The 14353-nt window shown below is 36.0% G+C and carries 12 protein-coding genes; 8 read left to right on the top strand and 4 right to left on the bottom strand.

Going from position 1 to position 14353, the window contains the following annotated elements:
- Positions 1–59 precede the first annotated feature (59 nt).
- Complete coding sequence (gene sppA / locus JML65_RS10920) at positions 60–1814, bottom strand: signal peptide peptidase SppA (protein ID WP_202270896.1); 1755 nt, start codon at positions 1812–1814, stop codon at positions 60–62.
- A 22-nt stretch (positions 1815–1836) separates the two neighbouring features.
- Here sppA and folK point away from each other — a divergent pair, with 22 nt between their 5' ends.
- The 6 genes from folK to fmt all read left to right on the top strand — a co-directional run bounded on the left by folK (position 1837) and on the right by fmt (position 9643).
- Positions 1837–2253, top strand: coding sequence for a 2-amino-4-hydroxy-6-hydroxymethyldihydropteridine diphosphokinase (gene folK, locus JML65_RS10915; RefSeq protein WP_084085423.1), 417 nt, complete (start codon positions 1837–1839; stop codon positions 2251–2253).
- Positions 2254–2270: 17 nt separating this feature from the next.
- Positions 2271–3383: a flagellar motor protein MotB gene (locus tag JML65_RS10910; protein ID WP_084085425.1), complete on the top strand. Its 1113-nt coding sequence runs from the start codon at positions 2271–2273 to the stop codon at positions 3381–3383.
- A 43-nt stretch (positions 3384–3426) separates the two neighbouring features.
- A complete protein-coding gene (locus tag JML65_RS10905; RefSeq protein ID WP_202270895.1) occupies positions 3427–4950 on the top strand; it encodes an OmpA family protein in 1524 nt (507 codons plus the stop codon).
- A 220-nt stretch (positions 4951–5170) separates the two neighbouring features.
- Positions 5171–6607, top strand: coding sequence for an OmpA family protein (locus JML65_RS10900; protein ID WP_202270894.1), 1437 nt, complete (start codon positions 5171–5173; stop codon positions 6605–6607).
- A gap of 77 nt (positions 6608–6684) precedes the next feature.
- Positions 6685–8592: an ATP-dependent DNA helicase RecQ gene (locus JML65_RS10895; protein WP_202270893.1), complete on the top strand. Its 1908-nt coding sequence runs from the start codon at positions 6685–6687 to the stop codon at positions 8590–8592.
- A 106-nt stretch (positions 8593–8698) separates the two neighbouring features.
- The gene (gene fmt, locus JML65_RS10890) at positions 8699–9643 is read left to right on the top strand and encodes a methionyl-tRNA formyltransferase (protein WP_202270892.1); all 945 of its coding nucleotides are present in this window, start codon (positions 8699–8701) and stop codon (positions 9641–9643) included.
- 82 nt (positions 9644–9725) lie between these two features.
- On the opposite strand, the gene JML65_RS10885 is transcribed toward fmt, so the two are convergent.
- From JML65_RS10885 to JML65_RS10875, 3 genes are all read right to left on the bottom strand, one after another.
- Entirely contained in the window at positions 9726–10307 is a 582-nt protein-coding gene (locus tag JML65_RS10885; protein WP_202270891.1) for a Crp/Fnr family transcriptional regulator, read from the bottom strand.
- A 97-nt stretch (positions 10308–10404) separates the two neighbouring features.
- Positions 10405–11526 (bottom strand): 3,4-dihydroxy-2-butanone-4-phosphate synthase, encoded by a 1122-nt coding sequence (ribB, locus tag JML65_RS10880; RefSeq protein WP_047490331.1) that lies wholly within the window; start codon positions 11524–11526, stop codon positions 10405–10407.
- A 64-nt stretch (positions 11527–11590) separates the two neighbouring features.
- The gene (locus JML65_RS10875; protein WP_202270890.1) at positions 11591–12598 is read right to left on the bottom strand and encodes an LLM class flavin-dependent oxidoreductase; all 1008 of its coding nucleotides are present in this window, start codon (positions 12596–12598) and stop codon (positions 11591–11593) included.
- Positions 12599–12780: 182 nt separating this feature from the next.
- On the opposite strand from JML65_RS10875, the gene JML65_RS10870 reads away from it, so the two are divergent.
- Together JML65_RS10870 and JML65_RS10865 are read left to right on the top strand one after the other, a co-directional pair.
- Entirely contained in the window at positions 12781–13230 is a 450-nt protein-coding gene (locus tag JML65_RS10870) for a hypothetical protein (RefSeq protein WP_202270889.1), read from the top strand.
- A gap of 239 nt (positions 13231–13469) precedes the next feature.
- Positions 13470–14318, top strand: coding sequence for a M12 family metallopeptidase (locus JML65_RS10865; RefSeq protein WP_202270888.1), 849 nt, complete (start codon positions 13470–13472; stop codon positions 14316–14318).
- The last annotated feature ends 35 nt before the right edge of the window (positions 14319–14353 follow it).

The following is a 14353-nucleotide window of genomic DNA, read 5'->3' as shown; positions in this document are numbered from 1 at the left end:
AAAAAATAAAATCCCGGATCTGAAATCAGATCCGGGATTTTGTTTACAATATAATTTAGTTAGTCGATTCTAATCTCGTAAGGCATTGCCATCTTTACATCAGCCTGAAGCTTTTTGTCAGTAATCTGCTGTAAGATTTCATAATTGGCTTTTCCTATCTTATTTTTAATCAATTTTGCAGAAACATCTTCTTCATTCAGATCATTAAATATCTGTTCGAAAGGAGACATTCTTTTAGGAAATGAATCTACATGGTAAGATTTCAATCCTGCTTTCTGTGCAGCAAACTTTATGGCATCATTAAGGGTTCCCAAATCATCTACCAGACCAATCTGCTTAGCACGTACCCCACTCCATACTCTACCACCACCGATATTATCAATCTGCTCAAAAGTCTGTTTTCTGTTTTGCGTTACAAAATGCACGAACCTTTTATAGGTACCCTCTACACCCCTTGTCATCATATTCACTCCATAAGGTGTCACTCCGTTCAGCCCGGAATAATACATAGAGTTGGCATTGGTAGCGACAACGTCTGCACGAATTCCGTTTTTATTGGCAATATCTTTAAAATAAGGAATCACTCCAAAAACACCAATTGAACCGGTAAGTGTATTAGGCTCTGAATAGATTTTATCCGCAGCCATTGCCACATAATATCCTCCGGAAGCCGCATAGTCCCCAAAAGAAACAATCAAAGGCTTTTTCTTTTTCAGCTGCTGAAGTTCAAATAAAATCTCATCCGACGCATTAGCACTTCCTCCAGGAGAATTGATTCTCAAAACAACCGCCTTCACCTTCTCATCATCCTGAAGTTTTTTGATGTATTTTACATATTTATCAGCATAGATATCATTATATCCATCACCATTGTTAATAGATCCGGAAGCATATAATACCGCTACTTTTTCTCCCGACTTATCATCATCTGCATAAGAGCTTATATAATTAGCCAATGAAACTTTATTTAGCTTTTCATTGTCTTTCAGGCTTAGCTTCGACTTGATCATACCTTCATATTCTGTCTTTTGAACAAGTTTATCCGCAAGCTTGTATTTTAATCCCAATTCAGGAATCATTCCGTATAAGCTGTCTACAACCATTTTAAACTGAGCAGTATCAATTTTTCTTGAAACAGCCATTTTATTGGATGTATTTTTCCAAAGGTCATTCAAAAGCGTACTTAGCTGCTCTTTGTTCTCCGGAGAAATATCATTCCGTAAAAAAGGCTCTACTGCCGATTTAAATTTACCATGACGTATTACTTCAATACCAATCCCATACTTATCAGCAAAATCTTTAAAGAAAGTAACTTCTGTAGACAATCCTTTCAACTCAATACCACCCGCTGGATTCAAATAATACTGATCAGCTACTGATCCCAGATAATAGGAAGATTGTGAAACCCCGTTTCCATAAGCATACACAAACTTTCCACTTTTCTTAAAATCTTCAATAGCATTTCTGATATCATCAATCTGGGTCAGCCCGGCATTTAAATCATCCACTTCAATACTAATCCCTTTAATATTATCATCCGTTTTTGCTTTATTGATTGCTTCCAACGCATCATACAGAAGAACACTCTTGTTCTGGTTGCTAATTCCGAACAATCCACCTTCCTCTTCAGTAGGGCTGTCTATGATATGTGTTTTTAAATTAATCGTAAGAACCGAGTTCTTTTTTACCGTCACAGACTTATCATTCCCCATAGAACTGAACACAAGCATCATAATGAAAAAGATGAAAAATAAAGCGCAAAGTATCACAATTGCAACTATATTTGCCAAAACATTTTTAAAGAAACTTCTCATAAATCAATCAATTTTTTTTAATATGTCGCAGCAAAAGGTGATTTTGTTACTAGGAAGTAACCTTGGAGAGCAAAAAAAAAATTTAGAGCTTGCCTTACAGAAAATTAGCGAAGGTGGAAATAACATTTCACAAATTAGCGAATTTTTAATGTCTGAACCCGTAGAATTTGCCAGTTCCAATATTTTTTGTAATATTGCAGCAATAATATTCACTCATCTTTCACCAATTCAACTGCTTGATTTTATTAAAGATATTGAAGTTGAAATGGGAAGAATTAATGATTCAAAAGTATCTGGAGGCTATGCTGATAGAATAATAGATATTGATATCATTACATATAATGAATTAAATTTTATATCAGAAAGATTAGAAATCCCTCATAAAAAACATCTTTTTGAAAGGGAATTTTCCAGAGTATTATTAAAAGATTTTATTTAAAACATAAAACATACTGTATGAAATTAGGTTTATTATTATTGGCTACACTGCCAATTGCAGCTTATGCGCAAAACAACAGTACTACAGTTAATTCTTCAACTGAGTACCCTAATACTTTTTCTTCAGGTTCCGCTAACGTACAACCATTCGACAACAAATCCAGACGATTCAATGACTGGTCAATTTCTGTGGGTGGAGGTGCTGCATTTATGGTCCACTCGGATCTTAAATCAATCAATAAGGACAAAACGAACTGGGGTTACAATGCTTACGTAAGCGTAGATAAGCAAATTTCTCATACTTTCGCTTTAAGCGTAATGTATATGAGAGGAGAAACTAAGCAAACAGGCCAGCTTCCAGGGGCAGCAGGTCAGTTAGCAGGTGTAGGTACCGCTACAACTCAATTTGATCAAATATCTTTATTAGGGGATATCAACTTCTCAAATTTATTAAGAAGAACTGATAATCATTCTCCTTACAGATGGGCATTCCATGGATATTTAGGACTTGGAGTTCAAGGATTCAGAACCTCATTGCATGACAATGATGAATTCAGATGGAGCAATAGCCCCAAAAGAGTTCCTCTATTTATCAAACAGGATATTGACATCAACTCTATCTTCTATCAAGGAGGTGTAGGGGTAAAATACAATGTTTCAAAACTTATTGATATTGAAGCAAGAACTATGTACCTCATTAGTGGTGATGATGAATTTGACGGTGGCGGATGGGCTGATGCCAATGATTATGATCCAGCGTCAAAAAATTCAAAATACAACATGATTAATCCGAAAAGATCTGATAATGCATGGACAGTTAGTTTAGGAGTGTCTTTCAAACTAGGAAAGCATGCTTCTCACTTAGCATGGCATGATCCACTTCAGGAAGGTTATTACAGACTTAATGTTTTAGAAAACGCTACAAATGATCTTGTGGTATGTGAAAAAGGAGATGCTGATAATGACGGAGTATGTGACGATTGGGACAGACAACTTGATACTCCTGCAGGAGCAAGAGTAGATGGTGCTGGTGTTGCTCTAGACATGGACCTTGACGGAGTTATAGATTTATATGATAAATGCGTAACGGTTCCCGGACCTGTAGAAAACAACGGATGCCCAACAAAATAAGGTAAGCGATTTATCAAAAAAAAATATCAAATAATAATACACGATGAAATTTAATTTAGCAATTGCTGCATTAGCACTGGCAATCCCCACTGCTATATATGCGCAAGACAGCATTGCAGTTTCTAATGGAACGTATCCCAATACATTCTCTTCAGGATCTGCTAATGTTTCCCCATTTACCAACCAATCTAAGAGATTTAATGACTGGTCGATTTCAGTAGGTGCAGGTGTTCCTCTCCTTCAATCGGCAGATTTGACATCTATTAAGAATGGAAATGGTAAAAACCTTTTTGGATACTCAGCTTATGTAAGTATCGATAAAGCCATTACTCATGCTTTTGGTATCAATCTACAGTATGACAGAGGAGAAACGAGACAAGGTTGGTTCAATACTAAAGATGCTGCTCCTGATGCTACGGCTGTAGGTGCAAGAACTCAGTATGATGCAATCTCTATCTTGGGAGATGTTAACTTCTCTAACCTTTTAAGAAGAGTAGATAACCATTCTACATACAGATGGGCGCTTCATGGATATGCAGGGATAGGTACTATTGCCTACAGAGCATATCAGAAAGACAGCAAAGGACAGAGATTGATGACGGAAGTAAAACCTTTCAAACTAGGTTCTATGTTTATGCAGGCTGGTGCCGGTCTTAAATTTAAAGTAAACAGAAGAATTGATCTTGAAGGTAGATTAATGTATGTTGTTACCGGTGATGATGAATTTGACGGTGGCGGAGATGCATACAGCGCTATCAACAAGCGTTCTGAGCAGGTTTCAGATAATTTCTTCAACGCTACTTTAGGACTTTCCATCAAGTTAGGAAAACATGATTCTCACTTAATGTGGCATGACCCACTTCAGGAAATCTATTACAAGCTTGATGTTCTGGCTAACAAAAACCAGGATATTGAAGTATGTAAAAAAGGCGATGCTGATAATGACGGTGTATGCGATGACTGGGACAGACAACTTGACACTCCTGCAGGAGCGAGAGTAGATGGTGCAGGTGTTGCTCTTGACACAGATTTAGATGGCGTTATTGACCTTTACGATAAGTGTGTAACTGTTCCAGGACCTGTGGAAAACAACGGCTGCCCGATCAAAAAAGATAACAATCAAACCGCAGTAGAAGTAGAGAAATCACTTAAAGATATCTACTTTAATTTCAATAAAGCTACAATCAGACCTGAATCTAACAGTAAATTAGATCTTGCTGCTTCAATTATCAAAGAAAACGGAGGTAATTATTTACTGACTGGTCACACAGATAGCAAAGGAAATGCAGCTTATAATCTAAGACTGTCTAAAGAAAGAGCTGCTGCAGTAGTTGGTGCTCTTGAAAACAGAGGTATCAGTCAAAATGTACTGAAATCAAAAGGGGTAGGTTCTGCCGAAGCTACAATCCCTGCATCAGCTTCTGATGCTGAGAGATTAGCAGACAGAAAAGTTACTGTAAAATTCATAGAAGCTTCTGAATGGAATTCTATCCAAAAGAAAGATTATGAAGATGCTCCTGTAAAAAAATCAGTAAAAAAAGTTACTGCTAAGAAAAAGAAAAAATAATTTTTTATAACAACTAAAAACCGAAAAGAATTCTTCTTTTCGGTTTTTTTTTCCAATTACGATTTTTTTTACTTATCTTTATATCATTTTCAGGGCTAAAACTCTGGTATTTGCAAATAATAATTAGGTAATTTTTAAGCAATATAGAAAAAAATTAATATAAAATTAGTTTTCAATAAATAAAATCATTTAAAATAACTTAACTTAAAAAAATAACACTATGAAATTAAGTTTAGCAATTGTTGCATTGGCACTAGCTATACCAGGCGCCAACTATGCACAAGACTCAACGGCAGTTTCAACAGGAACGTATCCTAATACATTTTCTTCAGGATCTGCTAATGTTTCCCCATTTACTAATCAATCGAAGAGATTCAATGATTGGTCAATTTCCGTGGGTGCGGGTGTTCCTCTCCTTCAATCAGCAGATTTGACATCTATTAAGAATGGAAATGGTAAAAACCTTTTCGGATACTCAGCTTATGTAAGTATCGATAAAGCCATTACTCATGCTTTTGGTATCAATCTACAGTATGACAGAGGAGAAACGAGACAGGGTTGGTTCAATACTAAAGATGCTGCTCCTGATGCTACGGCTGTAGGTGCAAGAACTCAGTATGATGCAATCTCTATCTTGGGAGATATTAACTTCTCTAACCTTTTAAGAAGAGTAGATAACCATTCTACATACAGATGGGCTCTTCACGGATATGCAGGGGTAGGTACTATTGCCTACAGAGCATATCAGAAAGACAGCAAAGGACAGAGATTAATGACAGAAGTAAAACCTTTCAAACTAGGTTCTATGTTTATGCAGGCTGGTGCCGGTCTTAAATTTAAAGTAAACAGAAGAATTGATCTTGAAGGTAGATTGATGTATGTTGTTACCGGTGATGATGAATTTGACGGTGGCGGAGATGCATACAGCGCTATCAACAAGCGTTCTGAGCAGGTTTCAGATAATTTCTTCAACGCTACTTTAGGACTTTCCATCAAGTTAGGAAAACACGAATCTCACTTAATGTGGCATGACCCACTTCAGGAAATCTATTACAAACTTGACGTTCTGGCTAACAAAAACCAGGATATTGAAGTATGTAAAAAAGGTGATGCTGATAATGATGGTGTATGCGACGACTGGGACAGACAACTTGACACTCCTGCAGGAGCGAGAGTGGATGGTGCAGGTGTTGCTCTTGACACAGATTTAGATGGTGTTATTGACCTTTACGATAAGTGTGTAACTGTTCCAGGACCTGTGGAAAACAACGGTTGTCCTACAACTACTACAGGACCAGTAATAGAAACTGAAACTAAATTGGAAGGTATTGAGTTTGACTTAAATTCTGACAGAATTTTACCATCAAATACTCCAATCTTAAATAATGCTGTTAATTATATCAATTCTTCAAATGGTTCTTACAGTGTAATTGGTGCTACTGATACAAGAGGTACTGACGCTTATAACCAAAAATTATCTCAAAGAAGAGCTAATAATGTGAAGAACTATCTGATTAAAAACGGAGTTCAAAATGGTAAACTTAATGCAGTAGGAAAAGGTGAAAAAGACCTTAAATACCCTGAGTGTGAGCCAGCTACAAAATGCCCTGAATGGAAAAACAGAGCAAACAGAAGAGTATACTTCGAAGCTAAATAATAAACTTATTAAGTATTATATAAAAGTCACGCATTGCGTGGCTTTTTTTGTTATAATACTTTCCTTATTTTTACCCTATGATTTCTCCACAAGATTTTCAAAAGCTAAAATATGATACTCTTAAGTATTTCTGGGGTTACAATGACTTCAGAGATTCTCAGGAAGAAATTATCAATTCTGTTATTAACGAAAAAGATACACTGGTCTTACTGCCTACCGGTGCCGGAAAATCTTTATGCTATCAGCTACCGGCTTTGCTAAAGGAAGGAACCTGCCTGGTTATTTCCCCACTGTTGGCATTAATGAAAGACCAGGTAAATCAGCTTAAATTCCGAAATATTGAAGCAGAGTACCTGTCTTCAGAATTGGATGAATATGATGCAGAAGCTATTTATGGCCGCTGTAAGGAAGGGCTTACAAAATTATTGTATGTATCTCCGGAAAGACTTACCAATACCCAGTTTTTACAAAATATCCAGGATATTCAGCTCTCATTCATTGCTGTGGATGAAGCCCACTGTATTTCAGAATGGGGACAAGATTTTCGTCCCAGCTATCAAAATATAAAGGACTTCAGAAAAAACAATCCTGAAATCCCTTGCCTTGCATTAACAGCTACAGCAACTCCAAAGGTGCTGGAAGAAATTAAAAACAAACTTGAACTTAGAAAGCCTTCTGTATTTCAAAAAAGCTTCAAAAGAGACAATATTAAAATTTTCACTGAAGAAGTTGGAGATAAATTTCAGCGTGTTTTTGACATCCTTAAATACAATACAGATTCCGGAATCATCTATGTAAGGACCAGAAAGGAAGCAGAATTATTAGCAGAATTTCTGAAGAAAAACCAGTTGAAAAATGTAGATTATTTCCACGCAGGTTTAACAACAAAAGAGAAAAATACAAAACAAAATACCTGGAACAAAAGTGACAATCACGTTCTTATTTCTACCAATGCCTTTGGAATGGGGATTGACAAAGATAACGTACGTTTTGTCCTCCACTACTCTCCTGCTGCTTCTCTGGAGAATTATTACCAGGAAATAGGTAGATCCGGAAGAGACGGAAAAGACAGTTTCGCTTTTATGCTTTGGAATAAGCAGGAGCTGCTGAACTTCGATCAGATCTTAAAAAATCAGATTCCCAATAAAGCTGAGTTTTTAAAAATTATCAGTTACCTCTACTCTATTTTCCAGGTTGCTGAATTTGAGCAGCCGGAAAAAACCTTTCAGCTGAATATTGTCGGAATTCAGAATTTCACCAGACTCTCAAAAGCAAAAATTAATAATGTTCTTAATTTCCTTCACAATCAGGAAATCATTTACTATAATGACAACAAAAGTCTTTCTTCACTGGAGCTTTTTATGAAAGCAGATGAAATAGATCAGCTGCCACAGAAAGACGCCTATTTTATTGAACTTCTTTTCCGGACCATATCCGGTCTCACCACTCATAAAGTAATGTTCAGTGAACAGCAGGTAAGCAATAAGATTGAAGTAAGCATTCCTTTGATCAAAGAACGCCTGAAAGAACTTCAGCAGAAAAACTATCTGGAATATATAGATGGTGCGCTTGCCAGCATCAAGTTTTTAAAACCCCGTGACGAAAGAATCATTACTCATAGCTATTGGAAACTTTTTGAGCATATTCAGAGAAACAAAATCCAGAAATGGGAAGAAATGAAGTTTTACGTGGAAAATAAAGACTACTGTAAAATGAAACTGATCCTCTCCTATTTTGGTGAAAAAAACTCAAAAAACTGTGGCCAGTGTTCTGTATGTGAAAAGAATAAGCAATCTATTTTCGGAAAAAATATTTCTCAGCAAATTATCAATTTACTGGCTAAAAGATCAGCAACTATTGAAGAGCTTTCGGTGCAGCTAAGCTACCATTCTAAAGAAAACATTTTAGAAAACCTGATTTATCTGTTGGATTCCGGAAAAGTGAAAATGCTTAATTTCAGAACATATGCACTGAATCATGAATAGACTGGAGGTTTAGAGATGAGAATAAAGATGTATTTTTTTTGATAGGACATATACCTTCTATCCCATTCAAACCTGCAACTTTCCGCGAAAAACTTATCTTTGTATTATGAAATCATTGAAAGTTGTTTTTTTAGGAACTCCGGAATTCGCAAAGACTTCTTTGGAGGCTATTCATCAATCTCATCATCACGTTGTAGGTGTTGTAACCGTTGCAGATAAAGCAAGTGGACGTGGGCAGAAAATTCACCAGTCACCTGTAAAAATATATGCTTCGGAAAATAATATTCCTGTTTTCCAACCGGAAAAACTGAGAAACCCTGAATTTTTAGAAGAGCTTAGAAATCTTGAAGCTGATGTTTTTGTGGTAGTCGCTTTTAGAATGATGCCTAAAGTTCTTTTTGAAATGCCTGCCATGGGAACATTTAATCTTCACGCCTCTTTATTACCTGATTACAGAGGAGCAGCGCCTATCAATTATGCCGTAATTAACGGAGAAGAAAAAACAGGAGCCACTACTTTCTTTATCAATGAAAAAATAGATGAAGGGAATATTCTCCTACAGGAAGAACTTAACGTTTTACCTGACGAGACTGCAGGAGCTCTTCATGACAGGCTGATGGAAATGGGTTCAAAACTGGTGGTTAAAACACTGGATGGGTTGGCTGAAAACACCATCAAAGAAAGACCTCAGCCACAAGTAGAACATCCAAAAAACGCATATAAAATCTTTAAAGAAGATACCAAAATCAATTGGAATGCTCCTTCTAAGACCGTTCATCAGTTTATCCTTGGAATGTCTCCTTATCCTGCAGCTTTCACCACTCTAAAAATTGGAGAAGATGAAAAAGGGTTGAAAATATTCAGTGGTAAATTTGAAATTTCAGACCATGGAAAATCTTCCGGAACTCTAGATATCTCAAAAAATGAATTTAAGATTTATACCCAGGATGGAGTTTATTTTCCACAGGAACTTCAGTTGGAAGGAAAGAAAAGAATGACCGTAAAAGACTTTCTGAACGGCTTCAGAAATTTTGACGAAATAACATTATAAGTCTGGCTATATATTAAAACTTCAATCACAAAAGGCTTACCATCTTATTTCAAACAAAAGATAAAGCCTTTTGTGGTTAATACTAAGTCTTACTTACAATTTTCCTGCGTATTCTGCTTATAAACTCCGGAGTTACCCCCAAATAGGCTCCAATTTGTATATTGGTAAGACGGTGCGCTATTTCAGGATATTCCTTCAGAAAATCAAGATAACGTTCATCTGACGATTTGCTTAGATTATCAATAATTCTACGTTGTAATGCAATAATTGACCGTTGAAACTTCAGTCTCATCAATCTCTCAATCTCAGGAATTTCCAGATAAAACCTTTCTTTATCTTGCTTTGAAATAAGAAGAATTTCACTGTCTTCAATAGCCTGAATATTAAGTTTTGATGGAATACCGGTAATGAAGCTGTCTATATCTGAAAGCCACCAGTTCTCAATCCCAAAGTACAGTATCTGTTCTGCACCATTGTGGTCGGTATGGGAAACTTTAAAACACCCATTCACAACAAATCCTTCAAATCCACAAACATCTCCTTCTCTTAAAAGAAAATCTTTCTTCTTTATTTTCTGAAGATGAAAAGCATTGCAATATTGCTCCAGTTTTTCATCTGGAATATCTACATAACCTCTGATGTGTGGCTTTAAAGCCTTAGTCATGGTTTAAAAATAAAAAAAGGTTTAGAAAAATCCTAAACCTTTTTTCATTCATCAATATATTCGCAGCAAAGCCGGTCCTCTATTGATCATTTATTTGTTATAACTGAACCAGCTCAGTAACTTCTACATCATATCCTCCAACCTGAGGTTTGATATTAGGGTTTTGAGTGATTACTTTAAACTTATTAATTCCTAAATTCTTTAAGATCTGTGTTCCAATACCATAATCTCTGTAGTTGTATGCTAAAGTAGGATGCTGCTCCTGCCCGTCCTGATAATTCAGGAACTGCTGAAGTTTTCTCAATGTATTTTCAGAGTTTGAAACGTTATTGATGAAAATAATAGCTCCTTTTCCTGCTTCGTTTACCATACCGGTTACTTTTTCCAATAAAGGTTTTTCTCCGTTATTTAATCTTGTCAACACATCAAAATAGGAATCTGAAGACTGTACTCTTACTAAAACAGGCTCATCCACAGTCCATGCTCCTTTTGTCAAAGCAAAGTGGATCTGGTCATTTGAAGTCTCTCTGAATGCGTAGAAATCGAAATCACCGTAATGTGTTTTTACTTTTTTCTCTTCAAGTCTTTCAACCAGATTTCCTTTTTTAAGCTGATAATGAATTAAATCTTCAATAGAAACAATTTTCATATCGTGCTTCTGGGCGAATGCGTGAAGTTCCGGTAAACGAGACATGGTACCATCTTCATTCATAATCTCACAGATTACTCCACCTTCTTTCAAACCTGAAAGATGGGTAAGGTCAATAGCCGCTTCAGTATGTCCAGCTCTTTTTAAAACCCCTCCTTTTCTTGCACGAAGCGGGAAAATATGTCCGGGTCTCATAAAATCTGTAGGCTTAGATTTTTCATCCATTAAAGCCAGAATTGTTTTAGCTCTGTCACCAGCAGAAATACCGGTAGAAGTTCCGTTACCCAAAAGGTCAACAGATACAGTAAAAGCAGTTTCTTTAGGATCGCTGCTTCTGCTTACCATAACCTCTAATCCAAGCTCATCACATCTTTTTTCAGGAAGAGGCATACAGATCAATCCTCTACCGTGAAGGGCCATAAAGTTGATAATTTCCGGAGTTGTCAGTTCAGCAGCACAAAGAAAGTCACCTTCATTTTCTCTATCTTCATCATCTACCACTATGATTATTTTACCATTTTTAAGGTCTTCAATAGCCTCTGGAATAGTATTTAATTTAATATCGGACATTTTTACTTTTTATTTTTGCAAAGATACTTATAAAAATAAGCATCTGCCAATTAATATCAATGGTTTATTGTGCTTGAGATAAAGAGTTGACCGCTTCTCTTATGATTTCGTAAGATCTCAGTCTTTTCTGATGATCATAAATATGAGAATTGATGATCAGCTCATCTACGTTGAATTTGTTTTGGAAATCTTTAATTTTTTCCTGAATTTCTGTTTGATCTCCTATAAAAGTATATCTCAGCTTCTGTAAAACCATAGATTTTTCCATAGGTGACCAGATGTCATCCATATCATCTACCGGCGGTGCAAAAGGCTTTCTGTCATTCCTTACAATATTGATAAATGCCTGGAATAATGTGGTAGAAAGCTTGTGAGCTTCTTCAGAAGTTTCTGCTGCTACTCCATTCACACAAGCCATTACATAAGGCTGATCTAAATATTGAGAAGGTTGAAAATGTTCCCTGTAAATTTTAAAGGCCATTTCCATTTGCTCAGGAGCAAAATGTCCGGCAAATGCATAAGGCAGTCCAAGCTCTGCTGCCAGCCATGCACTGTCTGTGCTTGATCCTAGTATATAAATAGGAATATCAAGACCTTCTCCCGGAATAGCCCGTACCATTGCATCAGCATTTTCTTTGGAAAAATACCGTTGAAGCTCTAAAATCTGTCTTGGAAACTGTTCATTAATAATCGCTGGATTTCTTCCCAATGCCTGAGCTGTTAATCCATCTGTCCCTGGAGCTCTTCCCACACCGAGATCAATCCTTCCGGGAAAAAGAGATTCCAAAGTTCCGAATTGCTCTGCAATAATCAGAGAACTGTGATTAGGAAGCATAATACCCCCTGAACCTACTCTTATTTTTTTTGTTCCATTGGCAATAAAACCAATTAAAACTGAGGTGGCAGAACTCGCAATACTTTCCATATTGTGATGCTCGGCAAGCCAGAATCTTGTATAGTTTAAGTTTTCAGTATGACGAGCTAAAGATAAGCTATCCTGAAACGTATCATGAATGCTTTTTCCCTGCTTTACCGGAGCAAGGTCTAAAACAGAAATTTCAAAATTTTTCATAATTATAAATTGGGGCTTAAAAAACCAAACAAATTTAAAACATAAAAATTGCATTAGTTACTTTTTGTAATTGATAAGTCTGATCGCCTAGTTCAGGCAAAAACTATTGGAATTGAAACGCTGTTTGATTCCTTTTGCTTACAGCTATAAATTAAGTAAATTGCTCAAGAAAACTTACAATCATGAAAACAAAAATAATGTATATCGAAAACAAGTCCTTTGGCCACTATGGACCGGCTTGGATTGGTTTTGTAGAATTTTCAAAATCCGGACAAACCCTTTATTTTAATAATAAGGCATTAAAGAAACTCAAAAGACCCGAATATGTTGCTAATTATTTTGACATAGAAACCGGAGAAGAATACTGGGTTTCTGGTGTTAAAAAAAATGGACAAAATAGGCATCAGTTCGGTGGAGGAAAAATCATGCTGGATAAAAATTCGGTTGATGAGTATCTGAAATTAGTAGATTTTAATAGTATTGATGTTAATCACTTTGAGATCGTTGAGTTCATCACCATGGATAAAAGAAGATTCAATACAATAGAAAACTCAAAAACCGAATACCGGGATAACAGTTATCATGCTACTTTTTATGATAACAACCGTAGAAAATTAATTTTAGATATCTGAATTTTAAAGAAGCTGTTTCAAGTAATAAATATAAAGAAAGGTTTTGGCTGCGGTCAAAGCCTTTTTCTTTGATATAACGTTTAGATTTTCTCTTTTTTAATGTCTATAATTAAAAATAACTAATTATCACAATAATCAACATTTTAATAAAAATAATTCATTTATAAGAGAAATAAATTATTATATTAGTACTTTAAAAAGAAAATAAATACATTTTAACACCACTTAAAAATATTCTTATGAACAAAAAATTGAATGACTTACTGTATCGGAAGCTGTTGACAAAAAGAATGGTCTTTATGAGCTTCATTATCGCTGCTACTTTAGCATCTTGTAGTAAAAATAACGATGAAATGGCTACAGAGACCCAGACCAATGCTTTACAGCTCGAAAATGTTAAAAACGGACGACTGGGAGGGCAAGATATTACGTATGAAAGAAAGAATGGAATGAATTTTTTCCAGGGAGACATTGTACTTTCCGACCAACAGTTGGCAGGAGATAATGCTCTTCATAAAGGAGGTGCCAGTTTCTCAAGATGGCCGGGAGCTAAAATTTATTATACTGTTGCGGGTAATATGGGTTCTATCAACGCCAATAAAATAACTACAGCGGTTAATGAATATAATTCCAAAACCAATACCCAATGGATTCCCCGCACCAACCAGACCAATTATGTAGAATTTATTTTCGGAAGTTCATCCGGATCAGATGGATGGGCTCATATCGGATATCAGGGAGGAAAACAAACTATTTCTTTGGATCAATATATTTCTGTGGGATCTGTGATCCATGAAATGGGGCATACTGTAGGGCTTTATCATGAACATGCCCGTAAAGACAGGGATCAGTATGTGAGTATCCAGTGGAACAATATTCAGGATGGGCAGGCTTATAATTTCAATATGTACAATTCCGGAACAGACATAGGCCCTTTCAATATTAATTCAGTGATGATGTATTGGCCTAATTCCTATTCTAAAAATGGACAGCCTACGATTAAGAGGGCCAACAATACTACGTTTACCTACAACAGAACAGGTTTTACAACCGGAGATATTAATACAATCAATGCGATGTATCCTTAGTTTTTGTAACCAAGATATCAATTAAAAAAGGAAAA

The sequence above is a fragment of the Chryseobacterium sp. KMC2 genome, assembly GCF_016756935.1.
Lineage (GTDB): Bacteria > Bacteroidota > Bacteroidia > Flavobacteriales > Weeksellaceae > Chryseobacterium > Chryseobacterium rhizosphaerae.
The sequence above is the reverse complement of the archived record's forward strand: the minus strand, read 5'-3'. Positions and strand labels throughout refer to the sequence as shown.